This is a genomic window from Rhodovulum sulfidophilum DSM 1374, from assembly GCF_001633165.1.
GTDB classification, from domain to species: domain Bacteria; phylum Pseudomonadota; class Alphaproteobacteria; order Rhodobacterales; family Rhodobacteraceae; genus Rhodovulum; species Rhodovulum sulfidophilum.
Genome location: NZ_CP015418.1, coordinates 3,023,148 through 3,044,482 on the forward strand (window position 1 = coordinate 3,023,148; position 21,335 = coordinate 3,044,482).

The 21,335-nt window shown below is 68.8% G+C and carries 20 protein-coding genes; 8 read left to right on the forward strand and 12 right to left on the reverse strand.

What is annotated here, in order from left to right; genetic code table 11:
- The first annotated feature begins 11 nt into the window (after positions 1-11).
- The 6 genes from A6W98_RS14140 to A6W98_RS14165 are packed head-to-tail and all read left to right on the forward strand — an operon-like array spanning position 12 to position 5,259.
- Positions 12-1,007 carry an ABC transporter permease gene (locus tag A6W98_RS14140; protein WP_042462471.1) on the forward strand — a complete coding sequence of 332 codons (996 nt, stop codon included), beginning with the start codon at positions 12-14 and terminating at the stop codon, positions 1,005-1,007.
- Positions 1,000-1,821 (forward strand): ABC transporter permease, encoded by an 822-nt coding sequence (locus A6W98_RS14145; protein ID WP_231098282.1) that lies wholly within the window; start codon positions 1,000-1,002, stop codon positions 1,819-1,821. Before A6W98_RS14140 ends, A6W98_RS14145 begins: the two co-directional genes overlap by 8 nt.
- On the forward strand, positions 1,818-2,594 hold the full coding sequence (locus A6W98_RS14150) for an ABC transporter ATP-binding protein (protein WP_042462473.1): 777 nt from the start codon (positions 1,818-1,820) through the stop codon (positions 2,592-2,594). Before A6W98_RS14145 ends, A6W98_RS14150 begins: the two co-directional genes overlap by 4 nt.
- Complete coding sequence (locus A6W98_RS14155) at positions 2,591-3,373, forward strand: ABC transporter ATP-binding protein (protein WP_042462475.1); 783 nt, start codon at positions 2,591-2,593, stop codon at positions 3,371-3,373. The genes A6W98_RS14150 and A6W98_RS14155 overlap by 4 nt, the downstream gene beginning before the upstream one ends.
- Positions 3,370-4,479, forward strand: a complete 1,110-nt coding sequence (locus A6W98_RS14160; protein ID WP_042462477.1) for an aminotransferase class V-fold PLP-dependent enzyme — start codon at positions 3,370-3,372, stop codon at positions 4,477-4,479. Before A6W98_RS14155 ends, A6W98_RS14160 begins: the two co-directional genes overlap by 4 nt.
- Before the next feature lie 3 nt (positions 4,480-4,482).
- The gene (locus tag A6W98_RS14165) at positions 4,483-5,259 is read left to right on the forward strand and encodes an HAD family hydrolase (RefSeq protein WP_042462479.1); all 777 of its coding nucleotides are present in this window, start codon (positions 4,483-4,485) and stop codon (positions 5,257-5,259) included.
- Here the strand turns inward: A6W98_RS14165 and A6W98_RS14170 are convergent.
- The 4 genes from A6W98_RS14170 to A6W98_RS14185 all read right to left on the reverse strand — a co-directional run bounded on the left by A6W98_RS14170 (position 5,249) and on the right by A6W98_RS14185 (position 10,338).
- The gene (locus A6W98_RS14170) at positions 5,249-5,755 is read right to left on the reverse strand and encodes a hypothetical protein (RefSeq protein WP_042462481.1); all 507 of its coding nucleotides are present in this window, start codon (positions 5,753-5,755) and stop codon (positions 5,249-5,251) included. The two genes, A6W98_RS14165 and A6W98_RS14170, sit on opposite strands and share 11 nt — an antisense overlap.
- Before the next feature lie 72 nt (positions 5,756-5,827).
- Entirely contained in the window at positions 5,828-6,706 is an 879-nt protein-coding gene (locus A6W98_RS14175) for a hydroxymethylglutaryl-CoA lyase (protein WP_042462483.1), read from the reverse strand.
- Entirely contained in the window at positions 6,699-8,645 is a 1,947-nt protein-coding gene (locus tag A6W98_RS14180; protein WP_042462485.1) for an acetyl/propionyl/methylcrotonyl-CoA carboxylase subunit alpha, read from the reverse strand. Before A6W98_RS14180 ends, A6W98_RS14175 begins: the two co-directional genes overlap by 8 nt.
- Positions 8,646-8,733: 88 nt before the next feature.
- On the reverse strand, positions 8,734-10,338 hold the full coding sequence (locus A6W98_RS14185; RefSeq protein WP_042462487.1) for a carboxyl transferase domain-containing protein: 1,605 nt from the start codon (positions 10,336-10,338) through the stop codon (positions 8,734-8,736).
- Between the two features lie 119 nt (positions 10,339-10,457).
- Between A6W98_RS14185 and A6W98_RS14190 the strand changes: the two genes are divergently transcribed.
- Positions 10,458-11,057 carry an OmpW/AlkL family protein gene (locus A6W98_RS14190; protein WP_042462488.1) on the forward strand — a complete coding sequence of 200 codons (600 nt, stop codon included), beginning with the start codon at positions 10,458-10,460 and terminating at the stop codon, positions 11,055-11,057.
- Positions 11,058-11,170: 113 nt separating this feature from the next.
- On the opposite strand, the gene A6W98_RS14195 is transcribed toward A6W98_RS14190, so the two are convergent.
- Both A6W98_RS14195 and A6W98_RS14200 read right to left on the reverse strand, forming a co-directional pair.
- A complete protein-coding gene (locus A6W98_RS14195; RefSeq protein ID WP_075788470.1) occupies positions 11,171-11,686 on the reverse strand; it encodes a lysozyme inhibitor LprI family protein in 516 nt (171 codons plus the stop codon).
- A 37-nt stretch (positions 11,687-11,723) separates the two neighbouring features.
- Positions 11,724-12,887 (reverse strand): isovaleryl-CoA dehydrogenase, encoded by a 1,164-nt coding sequence (locus tag A6W98_RS14200; RefSeq protein WP_042462491.1) that lies wholly within the window; start codon positions 12,885-12,887, stop codon positions 11,724-11,726.
- Positions 12,888-13,023: 136 nt separating this feature from the next.
- Between A6W98_RS14200 and A6W98_RS14205 the strand changes: the two genes are divergently transcribed.
- On the forward strand, positions 13,024-13,485 hold the full coding sequence (locus A6W98_RS14205) for a CreA family protein (protein WP_042462492.1): 462 nt from the start codon (positions 13,024-13,026) through the stop codon (positions 13,483-13,485).
- A gap of 75 nt (positions 13,486-13,560) precedes the next feature.
- On the opposite strand, the gene A6W98_RS14210 is transcribed toward A6W98_RS14205, so the two are convergent.
- The 6 genes from A6W98_RS14210 to A6W98_RS14235 form a co-directional block, all read right to left on the reverse strand.
- Positions 13,561-15,414: a hypothetical protein gene (locus tag A6W98_RS14210; protein WP_052678064.1), complete on the reverse strand. Its 1,854-nt coding sequence runs from the start codon at positions 15,412-15,414 to the stop codon at positions 13,561-13,563.
- Positions 15,415-15,755: 341 nt separating this feature from the next.
- Positions 15,756-16,487 carry a proteasome-type protease gene (locus A6W98_RS14215; RefSeq protein ID WP_042462493.1) on the reverse strand — a complete coding sequence of 244 codons (732 nt, stop codon included), beginning with the start codon at positions 16,485-16,487 and terminating at the stop codon, positions 15,756-15,758.
- A gap of 33 nt (positions 16,488-16,520) precedes the next feature.
- Positions 16,521-17,315 carry a transglutaminase family protein gene (locus A6W98_RS14220; RefSeq protein ID WP_042462494.1) on the reverse strand — a complete coding sequence of 265 codons (795 nt, stop codon included), beginning with the start codon at positions 17,313-17,315 and terminating at the stop codon, positions 16,521-16,523.
- A 4-nt stretch (positions 17,316-17,319) separates the two neighbouring features.
- A complete protein-coding gene (locus A6W98_RS14225; protein WP_042462495.1) occupies positions 17,320-18,261 on the reverse strand; it encodes an alpha-E domain-containing protein in 942 nt (313 codons plus the stop codon).
- 4 nt (positions 18,262-18,265) lie between these two features.
- Positions 18,266-19,690: a circularly permuted type 2 ATP-grasp protein gene (locus tag A6W98_RS14230; protein WP_042462497.1), complete on the reverse strand. Its 1,425-nt coding sequence runs from the start codon at positions 19,688-19,690 to the stop codon at positions 18,266-18,268.
- A 199-nt stretch (positions 19,691-19,889) separates the two neighbouring features.
- Positions 19,890-21,326, reverse strand: a complete 1,437-nt coding sequence (locus tag A6W98_RS14235; protein ID WP_042462499.1) for a uracil-xanthine permease family protein — start codon at positions 21,324-21,326, stop codon at positions 19,890-19,892.
- Positions 21,327-21,335: the final 9 nt, after the last annotated feature.

Genomic DNA, 21,335 nt, shown 5'->3' on the forward strand with positions numbered 1-21,335 from the left:
GAAGCGCCGCGATGCCGCGGATGATACGGATCGTTCTGGCCCGGCTCGCGGGCAGTCTGCCGGTCCTGCTGATCGTGCTGGTGGGGGTATTCCTGCTGCTCGACCGCGCCGGCGGCGACGCGGTCGATGCCTATCTGCTGTCGATGGGCGGGGGCGATGCGCAGATGGCAGCCGGGCTGCGCGCGGAATACGGGCTTGACGGCCCGGCCTGGAAACGGCTGGCCTTCACCCTCGGGCAATATGCGCGGGGCGATCTCGGCTGGTCGCTGGCGCTGAACCGCCCGATCGGCGCGCTGATCGCCGAGCGGTTGCCGAACACGCTCTGGCTAATGGGAAGCGCCACGGCGCTGTCCTTCCTGCTGGGCTCGGGCCTCGGGGTACTGGCCGGACGGCGACCGGGCGCGATGCTCGACCGGCTGCTGTCGGGCGGCTCGCTGGTGCTTTACTCGATCCCGAGCTTCTGGCTCGGGCTGGTGCTGGCCATCGTCTTCGCGGTGCAGCTGCGCTGGCTGCCGGTCTCGGGGATCGAGACCATCGCCTCGGGCAAGACCGGGCTGGCACGCGCCGCCGACATCGCGCGCCATCTGGTGCTGCCGGTGGCGGCGCTGGGGATGATCTATCTCGCGCTGTTTCTCAGGATCATGCGCGCGGGCATGGCCGAGGCCTGGGGCGAGGACTATACCCTTGCCGCGCGGGCGCGCGGGCTTTCCGACTGGCGGATCACGCTGAACCATGCCGCGCGAAACGCGATCCTGCCGCTGGTCACCATGCTGGGGCTGCAATCGGCGGCGATGTTGGGAGGCTCGGTGGTGATCGAAAGCGTCTTTGCCATTCCGGGCTTCGGCAGGCTTGCCCAGGAGGCCGTGGCCGGGCGCGACGCGCCGCTGCTGCTGGCGGTAATCCTGACCTCGGCGCTGATGGTCGTCATTGCCAATCTCATGGTCGATCTGGCCTATGGCTGGCTCGATCCCCGGATCGGCGCAGGCGGGGGAAGCGACCGTGGCTAAAGCCCTGCTCGGCCGCCCCGAAGCGCTGTTCGGGGCCGCGATCCTGCTGGCCCTGATCCTGGTCGCGGTCTTCGCGCCGCTGATCGCGCCCGGCGATCCGCTGGCCATCGCGGGTGCTCCGCTGATCCCGCCCTTCACCGACCCGGCTCTGCCGCTCGGCACCGACCGGCTCGGCCGCGATCTTCTGGCCGAGCTGATCCACGGCGCGCGGACCTCGGTCAGCGTGGGGCTTTCGGCGGCCCTTGTCGCGGTCCTCCTCGGCATGAGCATCGGCACCGCGGCGGGCTTTGCCGGCGGACTGACCGAAGCGGTTCTGATGCGCCTCGTCGATGCCTTCCAGATCGTGCCGGGCTTTCTGCTGGCGCTGGCCTTCGTCTCGGCCGCGGGACCGTCGCTGGGCATCGTGGTTCTGGCCATCGCGCTTGGCGCCTGGACCGGGCCCGCGCGGCTGGCCCGCGCCCGCGTTCTGAGCCTGCGGGAGACCGATTTCGTCGCCGCGGCCCGGGTCATGGGCATGTCCCCGGCCGAGATCGCCTTCCGCCAGATCCTGCCGCTTGCGCTGCCGCCGGTCCTGGCGGTGGCCTCGGTCATCGTCGCCGCGGCGGTGCTGACCGAGGCGGCGCTGTCCTTCCTCGGGCTCGGCGACCCCAATTCGATCACCTGGGGGGCGATGATCGCCGAGGGCCGCAACCAGTTGCGCTCGGCCGCCTATCTGTCGATCATCCCCGGCATCGCGCTGGTCCTGACCGTGATCTCGACCTATCTTCTGGGCGAGGCGCTGACCGACATCCTGTCGGGGCGCAGGAACAGATGACGCCGCTTCTCACCCTTACCGCCCTCGGCATCCGTTATCCGGGTGCGCGCATCCCCGCGCTGAGCGATCTGGGCCTTGCGCTTTTCGCCGGCGAGAAACTCGCGGTGATCGGCGAATCCGGCTCGGGCAAATCGACGCTCGCCCGTGCCCTGGCCGGGCTGCTGCCCGCCGGCACCGAGGTCTCGGGCCGGATCGACTGGACCGAGCCCCTGCCCCGGCCGGGCCGCGACATCGGCTACGTGTTCCAGGACCCGGGCGGCAGCCTCAACCCGCTCCTGTCGGTCGGCCGCCATCTGGACGAGGTGCTGCGCACCCATCTGCCGCTGTCGCGCAAGGCGGCCCGCACCCGTGCCGCCGAGCTGCTTGAACGCGTCCGGATCCCCGATCCCGACCGCGCGCTCGCCGCCTATCCACACCAGTTCTCGGGCGGGCAGCGCCAGCGGATCGCCATCGCGCTTGCCATCGCGGCCGGACCGCGCCTGCTGATCGCGGACGAGGCGACCAGCGCGCTTGACGTCCTGGTGCAGGCCGAGATCGCGGAATTGTTGCGCGGGCTGGTCGAGGCCGAGGGGATGACGCTTTTGTTCATCACCCATGACATGGCGCTGGCGGGCGGGCTTGCCGACCGGATCGCGGTGCTGCATGACGGCCGGCTGATCGAGACCGGCCCCGCCGCAAGGGTGCTGCACCGCCCGCGCGAGGCCTATACGCGGACGCTTCTGGCCGCCCATCTCGACCTGAGCAGCCCGCGCCTTGTCGGGGACGCGCCATGAGCCCGCTGCTCGATGCCCGCGACCTTGCCAAGACCTATCCCGGCCCGCGCCGCATCCGGGCGCTTGACGGGGTGAGCCTGACCATCGCGCCAGGCGAGACGCTGGGCCTGATCGGCCCCTCGGGTTGCGGCAAGTCCACGCTGGCCCGCGTGCTGACCCGGCTGACCGAGCCCGATGCGGGCGAGATCCGCTTTGACGGACAGGACTGGGGCGCGCTGCGCGGTCGCGCCCTGCGCCAGGCGCGCGGGGCGATGCAGATGGTGTTTCAGGACCCCGCCGCCGCCTTTCATCCCCGCGCCACCGTCGCGGGCGCGCTGAGCGAGCCGTTGCGGTTGCACCGGATCGCCCCCCGTCCGGACTGGCCCGAGCATGTCGCGAGGCTGCTGAGCGAGGTCGGGCTTTCGCCCGATCTGGCCCGCCGCCCGGTCGAGGCGCTGTCGGGCGGCCAGCGCCAGCGCGTGGCCATCGCCCGCGCCATCGCGCCCCGGCCGAAACTCGTGCTGCTCGACGAGGCGGTCTCGGCGCTCGACGCCTCGCTCCGGTTCCATGTGCTGGAGCTGCTGGCCCGGTTGCAGCGCGAGCGGGGGCTGGCCTATCTCTTCGTCAGCCACGATCTGGCCGTCGCCCGCGCCCTGTCGCACCGGATCGCGGTGATGGAGGCCGGCCGGATCGTCGAGACCGGCCCGACCGAGGCGCTGCTGGCCGCACCCCGCAGCGAGATCCTGCGCCGCCTGATCGCTGCCGTGCCCGAAATCCCCGCCGAAGAGGCCCTTCCATGACCGCCCTGCCCGCCCCCTTCTGGCTGCCGCTGCCCGATGCGCCGGACTTTCCGGCCGAAGGCTTCGCCCCGCTTGCCGATGCCATCGGACGGCTGATGGGCACCCGCAACGATGTGCTGCTGGTGCAGGGCGAGGCGATGGTGGCGCTGGAGGCGGTGGCAAGTTCGATCGGCGCGCCGGGCCGCAAGGTCCTGAATATCGCGACCTCGCCTTACGGGCAGTGGTTCGGCGCATGGCTGCGGCGCGCCGGCGCCGAGGTGACCGAGATCGCGGGCCGGGCGCCGGGACATCCGGTCGCCGCCGCAACCGTGGCAGAGGCGCTGGTCACCGACCGCTTCGATCTGGTCGCCCTCGTCCATGCCGAAAGCGCGACCGGCATCCTCAACCCTCTGGCCGAGATCGCGGCCCTGACCAGGGCCCATGGCGTGTTGCTGGCGGTCGATGCCGTGGCCTCGCTGGGCGGCCACCCGCTCGCGCTCGACGCGCTGGGGATCGATATCGCCGTGATGGGGCCGCAAAAGGCGCTGGGGGGACCGGCCGGAACCTCGGCCATCGCCGTCTCGCCCGCCGCATGGGAGCGGATCGCCCCGCCCGGTGCCGCGCCCTCGATCCTGTCGCTCGGCGATCTGCGCGCGCACTGGCTTGAAACCGGCCGGGGCGCGCTGCCGGGCACGCCCTCGGCGCTCGAATTCCATGCCCTCGCCCAGACGCTTGCCCGGGTCGAGGCCGAAGGGCCAGAGGCGATCCGCACCCGCCATGCCCGCGCCGCCGCCGCCGCCCGTGCCGGCGCGCGCGCGCTGACCGGCACCGAATGGGTGCCGCCCGCCGAGGCCTCGGCGCTTGTCACCGCCCTGGCCCTGCCCGAGGGGCTGTCCGCCGCCGGGGTTCTGGCCCATGTCGCGGGCGACACGCTCAGCGCGGGCACCGGCGCGGCCGGCGCGCGGGTGATCCGGCTGAACCATACCGGCCCGCGCGCCCGCCTGGACAATGTGCTGGGCGATCTTGCCAGGCTTGGCGCAGCACTCGCCGCCGCGGGCTGGCCCGCGCCCACCGACCAGGCCCTCGCCGCGGCCGAAACCGCCTTCAGGGAGGCCGCGAAAGCCTGAGCCATGCGCCCGCCCCGGACCCTCCTTCTCGATCTCGACGACACGCTGCTGACCGCCTATCGCCAGCCCGAGCGGACCTGGGCCGCGATCATCGCCGAGCATGCCGATGCGCTGGGCGAGCATTCGACCCGCTGGGTCACGGCCGAGGTGCTGGACCGGGTGCTGAGCTTCCTGTCGGACGAGGAGGGCCGCAAGCTCTGGCGGCTCGAGGGCGACGCGACCCGGCGGCGGGTGGTGCGCTCGGCCTTCCACCGGCTGAACCTCGCCCGGCCGGCCGGGTCGGACCCGCTGCACGGGATCGATGCCGACCGCATCGCCGACCGGTTCGAGACCTATCTCGAAGAGGCGATCACGCTGAAACCGGGCGCGCGCGGGATGCTGGAAGAGCTGCACGCGCGCGGTCTGCGGCTGGGGCTTCTGACCAACGGATCGGGCGCCCGGCAGCGCGCCAAGCTCGCGCGTTTCGGGCTTGCGCCCTTCTTCGGGGCGATCCAGATCGAGGAGGAGGCAGGCTTCGGCAAGCCCGATCCGCGCGCCTATCTGCGCCTGCTGGCGCGGCTCGACACCGCGCCCGGCGAGGCCTGGATGCTGGGCGACGATCCGGTCTGGGACGTCACCGCACCCGCCGCGCTGGGGCTGACCGCGATCTTCTATGACGAGACCGGCCGGGCCCCCCTGCCCCGGGGCGCGGCCGCCCGGATCGCGCGGCTCGACGCCATGGCGGGCCTTCTCGGGCGCTGTCCGGTGCGGGCCGGTCCGCCCCGCCGGATCAGGCCTTAGCCGAAGACTGCGGCGCGTCCGCCTTCACGCAATCGGGCGTCGCGCGCCATTCGGGGCCGAACAGCACCGGCCCGGTGAAAAAGCAGATCGACGGAAGCTCGGCCGGCGCGGGGCCGAACGCCACGCGCGGCACGAAGGGCGGCAGATCCCAGACCGCCCCGGCATCGCGCAGCGCCTGCCAGCGGGCCTCTAGCTCGGGCGCCCCGAAGACCAGATCGACCCCGCCCGCCGCGCCGCGCTCGAAGCGCGGCTTTTGCGGGGTGATCGCGATCCGGTGCGGGTCCGGCTCGAAAACCTTGAGGCCCCAGTCGACCGGGACCGTGCTATGGGCAAGCGTCACATGGGGATCGTGGGGCATGGTCTCGAGCCCGAGCTGGCGCAGGACCGGACGCAGAACCTCGCGATTGAGGATCGAGCGGCGCAGGTGCAAAGGATGGAAGCCGCTATGCGTCTCGCGCTGGGCAGCAAAGGGACAGCGGCCGGCGGTGTGGTCCATGGGGCGCTCCTTTTCCGAATCGCATCATGCGCCTCGGACAGGGTGTTCATGGATGCGATAAATCGCCCCGTTTCAAGCGAAAGATCCGGCCCCGGACGGGCCGCCGCGCATCCGCCGCGCGAAGCCCGCGGCCTCGGCCAGGCGGTCGGGATCGAGCCCGGTCCTCAGCCCGAGGGCGGCGAGCCGCGCCGCCACCCGCTCGGTCGCGACATTGCCGGGCGCGCCCCGGGCGAAGGGACAGCCGCCAAGCCCGCCGGCCGCGGCGTCGAACACCCGGAGCCCCGCGTCGAGCGCCACCTCGATATTGGCCATGGCCCGGCCGCCGGTATCATGGAAATGCCCCGCGAAGCGTTCGGGCGGGGCGACCGCCAGAACCGCGCGCAACACCGCGCCCACCGTTTCGGGCCTGGCGCTGCCGAGGGTGTCGCCAAGGCTGATCTCGTAGCAGCCCAGCGCCAGCAGCCGCTCTGCCAGCGCCGCGACCGCGCCGGGCGGGGTCGGGCCGTCATAGGGGCAGTCGGTCACGCAGGAGATATAGCCGCGCATCGGCAGCCCGTCGGCCCGCGCCGCCACGGCGACCGGGGCGAAACGGCGGAGGCTCTCATCGACGGAGGCGTTGATATTGGCGCGGCTGAACCCTTCGGAGGCCGAGGCGAAGATCGCGATCTCGTCGGCTCCGGCGGCACGGGCACGATCATAGCCGCGGATATTGGGGGTGAGCGCGGCATAGCGCAGGCCCGGCGCCCGGCGGATGCCCGCCAGCACCTCGGCGCCATCGGCCATCTGCGGCACCCGTTCGGGGCGCACGAAGCTGGCCGCCTCGATCCGCCGGAAGCCTGCCCCGCTGAGCAGGTCGATCAGCGCGATCTTCTCGGCCAGCGGAATCGCACGGGGCTCGTTCTGCAGCCCGTCGCGCGGCCCGACCTCGAAGATCTCGACCCGGTCAGGCATCCTCCTCCTCCGGCGTCAGCCGTATCAGCGCCGCCCCGGCCTCGACCTGGGCGCCGGGCGCGGCCAGCACCTCGGCCACGATGCCCGCACGGGGCGCCGCCAGCATATGCTCCATCTTCATCGCCTCGAGCACGGCCAGAGGCTGGCCCGCGGCAACATGATCGCCCTCGCTCACCGCGAGGGTCTTGAGCAGCCCCGGCATCGGCGCCTCGATCACATCCGCCCCGGCGCCCGCCGCCGCCGCGCGGTCGAGCGGATCGACCGGGGTGAAGCTGAAACTGCCATCGGCCCCGGCAAAGACATGGATCGCACCGCCCGCCCGCAGCACGGCCCCGGGCAAGGCGCCGTCGATCCGCCAGCCTTCGGGCCCAAGACGGGCGTCGAGCACCGTTTCGCCGATCTCGACGGTCGCGCGGGCCGGACCCTCGAAAAGCAGCGTTCCCGTGACCTCCTCGCCATCGCGGCGCAGCGTCACGCGGCGCCGGAGCGGGGCCCAGAGGGTGAAGCCCGCCAGCGGCCCGGCGGGGGGAGCCGCGGCCTCGAGCAGTGCCGCCGCATCGATCACCCGGGCGGGCGCGGGGCTTTCGGCCAGAAGGTCGATCTCGCGGTCGATGAGGCCGGTATCGACCTCGCCCCGGGCAAAACCCGGGTGCCGGGCAAGACGGCCAAGGAAGGCCAGGTTGGTGACGGTGCCCGCGACCTGCGTATCCTCGAGCGCCCGGGCCAGCCGGTTCAGCGCGACGGCGCGGGTCGGTCCATGCGCCACGATCTTGGCGATCATCGGATCGTACCACGGGCTGATCGTATCGCCCGTCCGCACGCCGGTATCGGCACGGACGGTTTCGGGGAATTCCAGATGCGCCAGGGTCCCGGTGGCGGGCAGGAAGCCAGCGGGCACATCCTCGGCGTAAAGGCGGGCCTCGAAGGCATGGCCCGTCAGCGGGATCCGGTCCTGGGTCAGCGGCAGGCCCTCGCCGGCGGCGATGCGGAGCTGCCATTCCACCAGATCGAGCCCGGTCACGGCCTCGGTCACGGGATGCTCGACCTGCAGCCGGGTGTTCATCTCCATGAACCAGAACCGGTCGGGGCGGAGCCCGTCGGACGCGTCGACGATGAACTCGACCGTGCCCGCGCCGCGATAGCCGATGGCGCGGGCCGCCCGCACTGCGGCCTCGCCCATGGCGGCGCGCATCTCGGGGGTCATGCCGGGCGCGGGGGCCTCCTCGATCACCTTCTGGTGGCGGCGCTGAAGCGAGCAGTCGCGTTCGTAAAGATGAACCGCGTCGGTGCCGTCGCCGAAGATCTGCAGCTCGAGATGGCGGGGGCGTTCGATCAGCTTCTCGATCAGCACCGCCTCGTTGCCGAAGGCGGCCCCGGCCTCGGACCGGGCGGAGGCCAGCGCGGCGGCGAAATCGGCCGGACGGGCGACCGCCCGCATCCCCTTGCCGCCGCCGCCCGCCACGGCCTTGATCAGCACCGGCCAGCCGATGGCCTCGGCCGCGCCCTCGAGATGGGCATCGTCCTGATCGGCACCGTGATAGCCGGGCACGACGGGCACGCCCGCCTGTTCCATCAGCGCCTTGGCCGCGTCCTTGAGGCCCATGGCCCGGATCGCCTCGGCCGAGGGGCCGATGAAGGTGAGGCCCGCGGCCTCGACCGCCGTGACGAAATCGGGGTTTTCCGACAGGAAGCCATAGCCCGGATGGATCGCCTCGGCGCCGGTTTTCAGCGCGGCCTCGATGATGCGGTCGGCGCGCAGGTAGCTGTCGGCGGGCGCGGGCGGGCCGATCGCGACCGCCTCGTCGGCCATGGCCACATGGGCGGCGCGGGCATCGGCCGTCGAATGGACGGCGACGGTCCTGATGCCGAGGCGGCGGGCGGTGGCGATGATCCGGCAGGCGATCTCGCCGCGATTGGCGATCAGGATCTTGCGGAACATGGCGTGCCTTTCGTGGCTGTCGTCGCGGCGGGGGACCAGCCCCCCGCACCCCCCGGAGTATTTCTGCCAAGAAGAACGGGCATGCGCGTCACATCCGGAAGAGGCCGAAGCGGGTGTCGGGGATCGGCGCGTTCAGCGCGGCCGAGAGCGAAAGCGCGAGAACCTCGCGGGATTTGCGCGGATCGATGATGCCGTCATCCCAGAGCCGGGCCGAAGCGTAGAGCGGGTGGCTTTGGGCCTCGAACATCTCGATGGTGGGGCGTTTGAAAGCGGCCTCCTCCTCGGGCGACCAGCTGCTGCCCGCGCGTTCGATGGCGTCGCGTTTGACGGTGGCGAGAACGCCCGCGGCCTGCTCGCCGCCCATCACCGAGATCCGGGAATTGGGCCAGCTCCAGAGGAAGCGGGGCGAATAGGCGCGGCCGGCCATGCCGTAATTGCCCGCGCCGAAGCTGCCGCCGACCAGCATGGTGATCTTGGGCACCGCAGCGGTCGCGACCGCCGTGACCATCTTGGCGCCGTGCCGCGCGATGCCTCCGTTCTCGTATTTGCGGCCGACCATGAAGCCGGTGACATTCTGCAGGAAGACGAGGGGCGTGCCGCGCTGGGCGCAGAGCTCGATGAAATGCGCGCCCTTCTGCGCAGCCTCGGAGAAGATCACGCCGTTATTGGCGACGATCCCGACCGGGCAGCCCATGACATGCGCAAAGCCGGTGACGAGGGTCTCGCCGAAGCGGGGCTTGAACTCGTCGAAGCGCGAGCCGTCAGTGAGCCGCGCGATCACCTCGCGGATGTCATACGGCATGCGCAGATCGGCGGGCACGACGCCAAGGATTTCCTCGGGATCGCAGGCCGGATCTTCGGGCGTTTCCCAGCGGACGGTGGCGGGGCGTTCGCGGTTCAGATGGCGCACGGCGCGGCGGGCCAGCGCCAGTGCATGGGCATCGTCCTCGGCCAGGTAGTCGGCCACGCCCGACAGCCTTGTATGGACATCGCCGCCGCCCAGATCCTCGGCCGAGACGACCTCGCCGGTGGCAGCCTTCACCAGCGGCGGCCCGGCAAGGAAGATCGTGCCCTGATCGCGGACGATGATGGTGACATCGGACATGGCGGGCACATAGGCGCCGCCCGCGGTGCAGGAGCCCATGACGACGGCGATCTGCGGGATGCCTGCAGCCGACATCTGCGCCTGGTTGTAGAAGATCCGCCCGAAATGGTCGCGATCGGGGAAGACCTCGTCCTGATTGGGCAGGTTCGCCCCGCCGGAATCGACGAGATAAAGGCAGGGCAGATGGCACTCGGCCGCGATTTCTTGGGCGCGGAGGTGTTTCTTGACCGTCATCGGGTAATAGGTGCCGCCCTTCACCGTGGCGTCATTGGCCAGAACCATGACCTCCTGCCCCTCGACCCGGCCGATCCCGGCAATGGCCCCGGCGCAGGGCGCGGCGCCGTCATAAAGCCCGTGGGCGGCAGTCGCGCCGATTTCCAGAAACGGGCTGCCGGGGTCCAGCAGGTTCGCGACCCGCTCGCGCGGGAGCATCTTGCCCCGCGCGACATGGCGGGCGCGCGCGGCCTCGCCCCCGCCCGCCGCGCCCAGCGCCGCGGCCTCGGAAACCTCGCGCAGGGCCTCGAGATGGGCCGCGCGATTGGCCCGGAAGCTGTCGGAGGTCGGCAGGACGGCGGATCTCAGACGCATCGCGTGTCCTCCGCGCACCATTGTATGCAGCACCATGCTGCGAATTGATACAAGTCAAGGAAACCCATGTCATTCCGCCCCAATGACCGAGAGCGATTCAAATTCTAAGGAACACTGCAATGAAGACCTCCCTGCTTGCCATTGCCCTGACCGCAACCGCTCTGGCCGGATCCGCCGCCGATGCGCAGTCGAAAGGCGACTGGACCTTCGGCCTCGGGCTTGGCTACGTGTCTCCGAAATCGGACAATGGCACCCTCGCAGGCGCCGAGTCGCATGTCGGCGACAATGCCCGCCCGACCCTCACCTTCGAATATTTCTTCGCCGATAATTGGGGCGTCGAGGTGCTGGGTGCCCTGCCCTTCAAGCACAACATCAATATCGACGGTGTCGGCAAGGCCGATACGCTGCAGCTGCCGCCGGTGGTGTCGCTGCAATATCACTTCGTCAACAGCAGCTCGGTCACGCCCTTCCTCGGCGCCGGTCTGAACTACACCACCTTCTGGGACACGGACAGCGCGCTTGGCGATGTCGATATCGACGATTCCTGGGGCCTCGCGCTGCATGCCGGCCTCGACTACGCCATCGACGAGCGCCACTCGATCCGGACCGATGTGCGCTGGATCGACATCGACAGCGACGTCAAGCTGAATGGCGGCAAGATCGGCACCGCCCATATCGACCCCTGGGTCTTTGGCGTTTCCTATATCTGGAAGTTCTGATCTCCGCAGAACATCCCCGCCCATGCCCGGCCCCGGCCGGACATGGGCCTTGAAGGCCCGGCCCCGGGCCGCGGCGTCGTACAAGGCGGGACCCGCGGCCTCAGAAGGCCAGCTTACTTGTTTTCCATATAGCTGACCGCGCTTTCCATGAACATCGCACGGGCGGCGATCTGTTTCATCGTGCATCCCGCGGCCGCCGTCGTGCGGTAGGGCGTCCCGCGACGCATCATCGCCTCGACCCAGCAACGGGTTTTCTGCCAACTGTTCCATTGCTCCTGTTCGTCCCTGAGGTCCTGCACCATGGTCGCGTGCTGGGGTTCGCCCTGGGCCTTGGCAAAGTCCGCATCGGCGGCCTCTGCCAGACCGAGCAGATGCTCATAGGCGCTGTCCATGCGCGCCTTCCAGTATTCGGCCTCGGCCTGCTGGCAGGCGGCGATATCGCTTACGGAAGGCGATTTCATCTTCTGGAAACAGGCGCGGGCGGAGTTGCCGACACAGGCGATGTCGGCGCCGTGCATCTTCTGCTTTTTCATGCAGGCCAGCGTGGCATCGGGCGTGAAATCGTATTGCTGGGCCAGGGCGGGAGTGGCCACGGCCAGCGCGGCGGCGAGGATCAGAGGAAGTCGCATCTGGATCACCTTCTAAAGTTGAGTCTCTGACTCTCATTTAGACCATCGCCTTCATCAATTCACGCCCCACCAGCATCCGCCGGATCTCGGACGTGCCCGCGCCGATCTCCATCAGCTTGGCATCGCGAAACAGGCGCGCGACCGCGCTATCTGCCAAAAATCCAGCGCCGCCCATGGCTTGCACCGCCTGGTGCGCCTGTTTCATCGCCTCTTCCGAGGCATAGAGCACGCAGGCCGCCGCATCCTGCCGCGTCACCCGGCCGCGATCACAAGACCGTGCGACGGCATAGACATACGCCCGGGCCGAATTCATCGCCGTGTACATGTCGGCAATCTTGCCCTGCATCAGCTGGAAGCTTCCGACCGGCTGGCCGAACTGGCGCCGGTCGCGCATATAGGGCATGACCTCGTCGAGACAGGCGGCCATGATGCCGGTGCCGATGCCCGCCAGCACCACGCGCTCGTAATCGAGCCCCGACATCAGCACCCGCACGCCCTTGCCCTCTTCGCCCAGCACATTCTCGAAGGGGACCTCGACATCCTCGAAGATCAGCTCGGCCGTGTTCGACCCGCGCATGCCGAGCTTGTCGAAATGGCGCGATGTCGAGAACCCGGCCATGGTCTTCTCGACGATGAAGGCGGTGATGCCCTTGGGGCCCGCCTCGGGATCGGTCTTGGCATAGACGACCAGCGTGTCGGCATCCGGGCCGTTGGTGATCCAGTATTTGGTGCCGTTCAGGCGGTAATGATCGTTCCGCCTTTCGGCGCGGAGCTGCATCGAGACCACGTCCGAGCCCGCCCCCGCCTCGGACATCGCCAGCGCGCCGACCTGCGCGCCCGAGATCAGACCCGGCAGGTACTTGCGTTTCTGCTCCTCGCTGCCGTTCAGCTTGATCTGGTTCACGCAGAGGTTCGAATGCGCGCCATAGCTCAGCGAGACGCTGGCCGAGGCGCGGGCGATCTCCTCGATCGCGATGGCATGAGCCAGATAGCTCATGCCGGCACCGCCATACTCTTCGGGCACGGTGATCCCCAGCAGGCCCAGATCGCCCATTTCGCGCCAGAGCTCGGCCGGAAAGACATTGTCGCGGTCGATCGCGGCAGCCATCGGCCGAACCCGCTCCTGCGCCCAGCGATGCACCATGTCGCGCAGCGCGCGGGTGTCGTCGTCGAGATCGAATTCCATCGTCGCGGTGAACATCGCCCGGGCTCCTCCTCCCCAGCTTATTGAACGCTTGTTCATTAAATAGCATCCCCCGAGGTGCGGCGTCAATCGCTGTGGCAATGCGCGGCGGGATGCCTACCTTTGGCACGACATCAGAGATGAGGATCCATCAATGCCCCGCCCTGCCCTGCTTGCCGCGCTTCTCGCCGTTCTGCCGCTTACCGCCCCGGCCGAAGAGGTCGGACGGGTCGGGGTCGACTGGACCGGCAATGACATCGTGATCGAGGCGATCCAGGACCCCGACGTCGCCGGTGTGACCTGTCATGTCGCCTATTTCTCGCGCTCGATGCTGGACCGGCTGAGCCAGGGCAACTGGTTCGAGGACCCGTCGAATGCCTCGATCGCCTGCCGCCAGACCGGCCCGATCGAGATCGGCGATATCGATCGCAGCCCGGATGGCGAGGAAGTGTTCCGACAATCCCGGTCGCTGGTGCTGAAATCCATCCGGATCAAGCGGATCTTCGACGCGGAAAACCAGACGCTGATCTATCTGGCCCATGCCCGCGAACTGAGCGAGGGCTCGGCCAAGATGTCGATCTCGACCGTGCCGCTGTTCAATTCCGCCCCGCGCTGAGGCCACGCGCCCTGTTCTGGCCAAGCGGGCACCCCGACCGGACCGCAAGCGGAACCAGGCTGGACGCCGCCGCCCCTACCGGTACAGCGAGGCCATCAGCCGCTCGGGCGCTGCGATCGGCCCTTCGCCGGTCAGCATCTGTGCGTAGGACGGGTTGGCGAGCAGGCTTGCCAGCGAGACCGGACGGCCGTCGACAAAGGCGGTCTGGCTGACCAGCCGGACGCCATGGCTGTAATCGGAATAATAGGCGCCATGGACAGTGCTGAGCGGCTGGATCGGATGGCCGTCGGGCTTGTGCCAGCCATAGATCGCGACCCGGCCGGGATGACTGCGCAACCGGTTGGTCAGGACCAGATCCTTCTTCTGTCCGGCGGTCAACTGGCCCTCGCGGCCACCAGTCTGACCTTCGACGGTCCGGTTGTGCTGCAGGAAATACCGGGTCGAGCTCATCTGCGCCCCGGGCTGCATCGGTCGCGGCGCCAACCGCATCCGGGCCTGGCCATAGATCGCATCGACCATCCGCGTGGTCGGCAACAGGAAGCCGAACCGGTCGGCGATCCGCGCCGCCGCGGGCAGGCCCATCGGCACGCGCACGAAATCCGCATCGCTGCCCAGCGCCAGATAATCCGGTGTCACGCAGATGGTCACATCGGCCCGGCGCCCACCCGGCAGCCTGCCCGAGACCCGGACCGGGGTCAGTTCGCGCAGGAAATCGGGGATATTGCCGGCAAGTGCCTGCTGCACGATCAGCGCGTCGCGGTCGCCGCCATGCAGACCGCTCATCCGCGCGCCGATCGCGTTTCCGGAAAGAGCGCCGCGGGGCCGGCCGGGAATGCCGCGGGCCAGACGCGTCGAGCAGCCATGGGCGCCGCGGGCGATATCAGTATGAGCGAAAGGCTCGGCCCTGGGGGCGACCGCCTGGCGGCCATCCGGGACCAGCGCGCCTCGGGCCAGACGGGCCAGGGCGGCTGGCCGGGTCTGCGGGCGCAGCGAGGCCCGGAGACCGGGTGCCGTCTCGGCGGCTTTGGCCGCGGGCGGCACGACCGGCACCGTGGCCATGGAATGCCCGGCACTTTCAGAAGGCACCAGGCTGGCGGCGGAAGCAGCCCCGGCCCGGGCGGTCGGCCGGGTCGACGGGCGAAGGGCGTCAGGAGCCGCGGGCTCCACCTCGGCCAGCGCAAGCGGTCGGGATACCGGCCGAAGCCCGGCCAGGTCCGGCGCGGAGGAGGCCATGGCAGCCGAGGCAGGGCGCGAGCGCGGCCGGTCGGAGGCGGCGGCAGGACCCGTTGCCGCGGCGCTGTTGCCGATAGCGGCCGGACGCGGACGCGGGCGTTTCGGATCGGCCGCTGCCAGCGGACGGCGCGGCGGCCGGAGCTGAGCGAGCGTGTCCGCGTCCGGAGCCGCGTCGGCATCGGGCCGCGCGGGCGGCGACAGATCGGGCGCCCCCGCGAAGACATGAATCCCGGTCGGCAGCAGGGTGCCCCCGGGCGATGCCGGATAGGCCGCAAGCAATGCCCGGCCGGCCTGTCTTCCCTGTAGCGCCCGGGCCTCGGCGACGGGCCCGAGACCATCTGTCGAAAGCGGCCCGGCATCGGGGCGCGCGAAGGCGGCAGGACGCGCCACGGGCACAAGCGGCGCGGCACGGGCCGGGTCTTCCCCGGCCAGAAGCACGGCGCCATCCACCGGCACGGCATCGCGGCCGAGCGTCAGCGTCGCATCCGGCGACCGGCCCGAGGCGGACGGAACCGCACCAACGGCAAGGAGCGTGACCAAGGCGGTCAGCGCCGCCCCGGCGACAAGCAGAACCGGAACCGCGTGACGCGGCGCCCGGCCCTGCGCCACGCGCCGGGTAAAGGACAGGGAGGCATCCGACGCGCGACGATACGCCGACGGCCAAGCCTTGCCCTTCTGGGGGTGTTTGGAGGTCATGTCGATTCCTTAGCCGCAGTCCGACTGACCGACAAGCTGACCCATTGGCCTTGAAACAAGGTAAACGTCTCTGATGGCAAAAAATCGCCCGGAACAGAAGAGCGGGCCTTAAAAATCGGCGGAAAGGCGCCTGTTTTCACCCGGATGGACGACCGATGACCTGTCGCGGCAGCGACGGTCACAGCCAGATCTGCCCTCCACCGGGATATACCTGATCCGCTTCGCGCCCCGGTCCTGCCGGGTTTTCGCCCCGGGACAGGTCGGCACCGAGCCCGGAAGCAAACCCGGCATTGCCCCCGCATCACCCCGGCCCCCACCTTCTGCGGCCCGGAAGTCGAAATTCAGAATTCGAAATCCGGCAGGCTGTCGAGCGCGGATTTCAGCGCCTCGCCCCAGCCGGTCGAGATCCGCTCGAAATAGGCGTCCTGCGGATCGATCCGGATGCGGCGGCCAAGCTGCAGGCTGTCGGTCTCGTAGATCTGCAGATCGAAGGGCATGCCCACCGAGAGATTGGCCTTGAGCGTGGAATCGAAGCTGACCAGCATCACCTTGACCGCTTTCTCGAAGCTCATCGCGGCGTCATAGGCGCGCACCAGGATCGGGCGGCCGTATTTGGTCTCGCCGATCTGGAAGAACGGCGTGTCGACGCCGGCCTCGATGAAATTGCCCTCGGGATAGATCAGGAACAGACGCGGCGCGCCGCCCTTGATCTGACCGCCAAGGATCAGCGTCGCGTTGAAAGAGGCATCGGCCCGCTGGCCGACATCGGCATGGGCGGCGATCACGTCCTTCAGCGTGGCCGCCACCAGCCGCGCCGCCTGGAACATCGAGGGCGCCTCGAACAGCGAGGGATCGCGCTCGCCATGGGCCTTGGTGCGCTCGTCGAGGATCGAGACCACCGACTGGGTGGTGGCGAGATTGCCCGCGGTCATCAGCACCAGCGCCCGCTCGCCGGGCTTTTCCCAGGTGAACATCTTGCCGAAGGTCGAGACATTGTCGACGCCGGCATTGGTGCGGGTATCCGACATCATCACCAGCCCGCGCTCGAGCATCAGGCCCACACAATAGGTCATCGCCGTCCCAATCCCCGCATTCGCGCGCCAGCGCTATTGCTGGGCCACCTCGATCTCGACCGACAACGCCTCGCCGGAGCCGCCCATGCGCGAGCCGGTCACCGGTGCGGCCTCGGCATAATCGAGGCCGGTCGCGACACGGACATAGCGCCCGTCCGGCGACATCTCGTTCGACACATCGAAGCCGACCCAGCCCAGACCCTCGACATGGGCCTCGGCCCAGGCGTGACTCGCCTCGTACTGGACGCCGTCGGTCATCAGATAGCCCGAGACATAGCGGGCTGGAAAGCCCATCTCGCGGGCACAGGCGACAAAGACATGGGCATGATCCTGACACACGCCCTTGCCCGCCGCCAGCGCCTCCTCGGCGGTCCAGTCGGGGCGCGAGACCCCGATCTCGTAGCCGACGGCGCCATGCACCACCCGCAACAGCGCATGCAGCCGGTCGAGATCGCTTTCGCCCTTCACCTCGCGCAGGAGCGCCCGGCAGCCCGGCCCGGCCCGGGTCCGGGCGGTGGGCTGACGGAACAGCCAGAGCGGCGAGGGACCGCGATGCGGACCGATCACGCCCGACGTGTCGAGCACCTCGACCTCGCCCTCGCTGCGGACCACCAGCTCGGTCACGTCCCTCTCGAAGCTGATCAGCTCGACCGTGTTGCGGTGATGGTCCTCGAAGCTCAGCTCCTTGCGGCCGCCCTCGACGATGGTCTTCCAGGCGATCACCCGCTGCTCGGGGCCGTTCTTGGGGGTCTTGCGCAATTGCTGGAGCCCGTAGATCACCGGGTCGTCGAAGGCGTAGCGCGTGGAATGACGTATCTTCAGCCGCATCGGATCACTCGTAGAATCTGTAATCTATCTCGATCTGCCGACCGAGCTCGCTCAGCGCGCCGAGCACGTCCTGCAGGAATTCATGCAGGCCGTAATCGAAGATCGCGTCGATATCATGGGCGGTAAAGCGCTGCTTGAGCGCCTCGGCCAGATCGTGCGACGGGTGCCGGACACCATAATCGAAGGCGAGATATTCGAGATTGTCGCGGATCTTGGTGACCGAGAAGTCGAGGCTGCGCGGCATCTTGCGATCGAGCACCAGGAACTGGGCGATATCGCGCGGGCCGACCTGGCCGCCATGCACCATGCGGAAGCCGCCCCGCGCCGAGACCGCGCGCAGGATCGTCTCCCATTGCACATTGTCGATCGAGGAGCCCACCGAATAGGTCGAGGGCAGCAGCACGTAATACTTGACGTCGAGAATGCGGGCGATGTTGTCGGCGCGTTCGAGAAAGGTGCCGATCCGGGCGAAATTGAAGATGTCGTTTCTCAGCAGCGTGCCCTGGGTCGTGCCGCGCACCAGCGCGGTGCGGTCCTTGATCAGGTCGATCACCGCGGGCAGGTCGCGCTCGTTCACCCGGCGCGACAGCGCCGCCTTCACCTCCATGTAGCAGCCGTTCATCGCCCCCCAGACATCATGGGTCAGCGCGGTGCGGACCACGCGGGCATTCTGCCGCGCCGAGGAGATTGCCGAGAGCACCGAGGAGGGATTCTCCTTGGCGCGCAGCATCCAGTCAATGGCACCTTCCTTGGTGACCGCCTCGTGATGCCGCTTGTAGGCCTTGGCCACGCCCCCGGTCTGCATCACCGAGTGCCACTCGTCATCGGGGCTGTCCAGCCGCGTCAGAGCGATGCGCTGGCCGGTCTCGACCAGGCGCGAGGTGTTTTCGGCCCGCTCGAGATAGCGGTACATCCAGAACAGGCCATTTGCGGTCTTTCCCAGCATCGCGTCAGTCCTCGAGCACCCAGGTGTCCTTGGTGCCTCCGCCCTGGGACGAGTTCACCACCAGCGATCCCTTCTTCAGCGCCACCCGGGTCAGACCGCCGGGCGTGATCTTGATCCCCGCGGGGCTGACCAGCACGAAGGGGCGCAGATCCACATGCCGCGGCGCCAGCCCGTTCCGGGTGAAGATGGGAACGGTCGACAGCGACAGCGTCGGCTGCGCGATGTAATTGCCGGGCCTGGCCTTCAGCTTGTCGCGAAAGGCCGCGATCTCCTTTCTGGTCGAGGTCGGGCCGATCAGCATGCCGTAGCCGCCCGAGCCATGCACCTCCTTGACGACCAGCTCGTGCAGGTTCTCGAGCACATAGGCCAGCGCCTCGGGTTCGGAACAGCGCCAGGTCGGCACGTTTTCGAGGATCGCCTTCTCGCCGGTATAGAATTCGACGATCTCGGGCATGTAGCTGTAGATCGCCTTGTCATCGGCGATGCCGGTGCCCGGCGCATTGGCGATGGTGATCCGGCCCGCCCGGTAGACATCCATGATGCCCGGAATGCCCAGCGCGCTGTCGGGATTGAAGTTCAGCGGATCGAGGAAATCGTCATCGACCCGGCGATAGAGCACGTCGATCGGCCGGTAGCCCTCGGTCGTGCGCATCGCGACCTTGCCGCCGACGATGCGGAGATCCTGCCCCTCGACCAGCTCCACCCCCATCTGGTCGGCCAGGAAGGCATGCTCGAAATAGGCCGAGTTGTAGATGCCGGGCGTCAGCACCGCGACGGTCGGCTTCTCGTCGACATCGGAGGGCGCGCAGGCCGCGAGCGACCGGCGCAGGTCCAGCGGATAGGTCTGCACCGGCTGCACCCGGTTCCGCGAGAACAGCTCGGGGAACATCTGCAGCATGGTCTCGCGGTTTTCCAGCATGTAGCTGACGCCCGAGGGCGTGCGGGCATTGTCTTCCAGCACGTAGAACTGGTTGTCGCCGGTGCGCACCAGATCGATGCCCACGATATGGGTATAGACGCCACCCGGCGGCTTGACCCCGACCATCTGCGGCAGGAAGGCCTCGTTGCGCGCGATCATCTGCTCGGGGATGCGGCCCGCCTTAACGATCTCCTGCCGGTGATAGATGTCATAGAGAAAGGCGTTGATCGCCTTGACGCGCTGTTCGATCCCGCGCGAGAGGCGCTGCCATTCGCGCCCCGAGATGATCCGCGGGATGATGTCGAAGGGGATCAGCCGTTCCTCGGCCTCGGCCCGGCCATAGACATTGAAGGTGATGCCGGTCAGGCGGAACACCTCCTCGGCCTCGCGCTGCTTGGCGCGCAACCGGGCGATGTCCTCGCCCTCGAACCACTCGTGAAAACGCTCATAGGGCGACCGCAGAACCTGTTCGCGGCCCCACATCTCGTCGAAGGTCTGGCTCTCGTTCATGGCCTTACGCTATTTCCGCCCCGCGGCACCGGCAATGATTTCCCACCGCCAAGCGCGCAACAAGAATGCGGATGCCTAAAATATATGCATTAAATTCGGCGGACACCCCGCGCATGAAGGACATAGCGGGGAAATTGCGGTTGTAAAATACGGAACAGGACAGCCGGAAGCTGCCCTGCCCGTCGGCCCCTGCCCCGGGTCAGTCCTGTCCGAGGCTCCCGCGGCCATGCCCCGACATGCCGCCCGAGACCTCTTCGGTCGCCTCCGAGGCGAGTTCCCCGGGCAGCACCAGATTCAGGACGACGGCGATCAGCGCCGCGGGCAACAGCCCGCTGGTCATCAGGATCTGCAAGGTATCGGGCAGATACTGCACCGCTTTCGGTTCCAGCTGCAGGCCGAGCCCGACCGAAAGCGCGATGGCGAAGATCACCATGTTGCGCCGGTTCCAGGTCACGTCCGACAGCATCGAGATGCCCGCGGCGACCACCATGCCGAACATGACGATCACGCCCCCGCCCAGAACCTCGATCGGGATCGTCGAGATCAGGGCGCCGACCTTGGGCACCAGCCCGCAGAGGATCAGGAAAAACGCCCCGCAGGTCACCACATGCCGGCTCATGACCCCGGTCATGGCGATCAGCCCCACATTCTGGCTGAAGGAGGTGTTGGGCAGCGCCCCGAAGGCACCGGCAATGGCCGTGCCCACGCCGTCGGCATAGGTCGCCCCCGCGATCTCGCGGTCGGTCGCCTCGCGCCCGGCGCCGCCCTTGGTGATGCCCGAGACATCGCCCACGGTCTCGACCGCCGAAACCACGGCCATCAGGCCGAAGCCGATGATGGCGGCGAAGCTGAACTCGACCCCGTATTTGAAGGGCAGCGGCACTTCCAGCACGGCCGCGCGCTGCCAGCTGTCGCCGATGCCGCCAAAGGTCACCATGCCCGTCGCCAGCGCGAAGAGATAGCCCGCCAGAATGCCCACCGCGACCGCCGAGACCGACAAGATCCCGCGCGCGAAGAATTTCAGCCCCAGCGTGACGAAAACCACGACCAGCGCCGCCGACCAGTTCAGCAGGCTGCCATATTCGGGGCTGTCGATCGCCGCAACGCCGCCCGCGGCATACTGGATGCCGACCTTGACCAGCGCGAGCCCGATCATCGTCACCACGAGCCCGGTGACAAGCGGCGGCAGCGCAAAGCGGATCTTTCCGATCACCGTGCCCAGCAGCGCATGGAACAGCCCGCCGACAAAGACGCCGGTGAACAGGACCGGCAGTGCCTCGACGCCCCTGCCCGCGACCAGCGGGATCATGATCGGGATGAAGGCAAAGCTCGTGCCCTGCACGATCGGCAGCCGCGCCCCCACCGGGCCCAGACCGATGGTCTGAAACAGCGTCGCGATCCCTGCAAACAGCATCGACATCTGGATCATGTAGGTCATGTCGGGGAAGCCCTGGGCCCCCGCCTCCGACCCGAAACCGAAGCCCGCGGCCCCCGCGACGATGATCGCCGGCGTCACGTTCGAGACGAACATCGCCAGCACATGCTGGATGCCCAGCGGTATCGCCTTGTGAAGCGCAGGCGTATAGTTCGGGTCGCGCAGCTGATCCGGCGTCCCGATGGAGCTGTCTACAGCCATCGTCGAAAT

What these genes read in the sequence shown, in the direction of transcription:
- A6W98_RS14175 (WP_042462483.1), bottom strand. Translation starts at nt 6,706, where the DNA reads ATGCCTGACCGGGTCGAGATCTTCGAGGTCGGGCCGCGCGACGGGCTG.
- A6W98_RS14140 (WP_042462471.1), top strand. Translation starts at nt 12, where the DNA reads ATGCCGCGGATGATACGGATCGTTCTGGCCCGGCTCGCGGGCAGTCTG.
- A6W98_RS14155 (WP_042462475.1), top strand. Translation starts at nt 2,591, where the DNA reads ATGAGCCCGCTGCTCGATGCCCGCGACCTTGCCAAGACCTATCCCGGC.
- A6W98_RS14185 (WP_042462487.1), bottom strand. Translation starts at nt 10,338, where the DNA reads ATGCGTCTGAGATCCGCCGTCCTGCCGACCTCCGACAGCTTCCGGGCC.
- A6W98_RS14170 (WP_042462481.1), bottom strand. Translation starts at nt 5,755, where the DNA reads ATGGACCACACCGCCGGCCGCTGTCCCTTTGCTGCCCAGCGCGAGACG.
- A6W98_RS14210 (WP_052678064.1), bottom strand. Translation starts at nt 15,414, where the DNA reads ATGACCTCCAAACACCCCCAGAAGGGCAAGGCTTGGCCGTCGGCGTAT.
- A6W98_RS14165 (WP_042462479.1), top strand. Translation starts at nt 4,483, where the DNA reads ATGCGCCCGCCCCGGACCCTCCTTCTCGATCTCGACGACACGCTGCTG.
- A6W98_RS14190 (WP_042462488.1), top strand. Translation starts at nt 10,458, where the DNA reads ATGAAGACCTCCCTGCTTGCCATTGCCCTGACCGCAACCGCTCTGGCC.
- A6W98_RS14195 (WP_075788470.1), bottom strand. Translation starts at nt 11,686, where the DNA reads ATGCGACTTCCTCTGATCCTCGCCGCCGCGCTGGCCGTGGCCACTCCC.
- A6W98_RS14205 (WP_042462492.1), top strand. Translation starts at nt 13,024, where the DNA reads ATGCCCCGCCCTGCCCTGCTTGCCGCGCTTCTCGCCGTTCTGCCGCTT.
- A6W98_RS14230 (WP_042462497.1), bottom strand. Translation starts at nt 19,690, where the DNA reads ATGAACGAGAGCCAGACCTTCGACGAGATGTGGGGCCGCGAACAGGTT.
- A6W98_RS14180 (WP_042462485.1), bottom strand. Translation starts at nt 8,645, where the DNA reads ATGTTCCGCAAGATCCTGATCGCCAATCGCGGCGAGATCGCCTGCCGG.
- A6W98_RS14200 (WP_042462491.1), bottom strand. Translation starts at nt 12,887, where the DNA reads ATGTTCACCGCGACGATGGAATTCGATCTCGACGACGACACCCGCGCG.
- A6W98_RS14150 (WP_042462473.1), top strand. Translation starts at nt 1,818, where the DNA reads ATGACGCCGCTTCTCACCCTTACCGCCCTCGGCATCCGTTATCCGGGT.
- A6W98_RS14215 (WP_042462493.1), bottom strand. Translation starts at nt 16,487, where the DNA reads ATGACCTATTGTGTGGGCCTGATGCTCGAGCGCGGGCTGGTGATGATG.
- A6W98_RS14160 (WP_042462477.1), top strand. Translation starts at nt 3,370, where the DNA reads ATGACCGCCCTGCCCGCCCCCTTCTGGCTGCCGCTGCCCGATGCGCCG.
- A6W98_RS14225 (WP_042462495.1), bottom strand. Translation starts at nt 18,261, where the DNA reads ATGCTGGGAAAGACCGCAAATGGCCTGTTCTGGATGTACCGCTATCTC.
- A6W98_RS14235 (WP_042462499.1), bottom strand. Translation starts at nt 21,326, where the DNA reads ATGGCTGTAGACAGCTCCATCGGGACGCCGGATCAGCTGCGCGACCCG.
- A6W98_RS14220 (WP_042462494.1), bottom strand. Translation starts at nt 17,315, where the DNA reads ATGCGGCTGAAGATACGTCATTCCACGCGCTACGCCTTCGACGACCCG.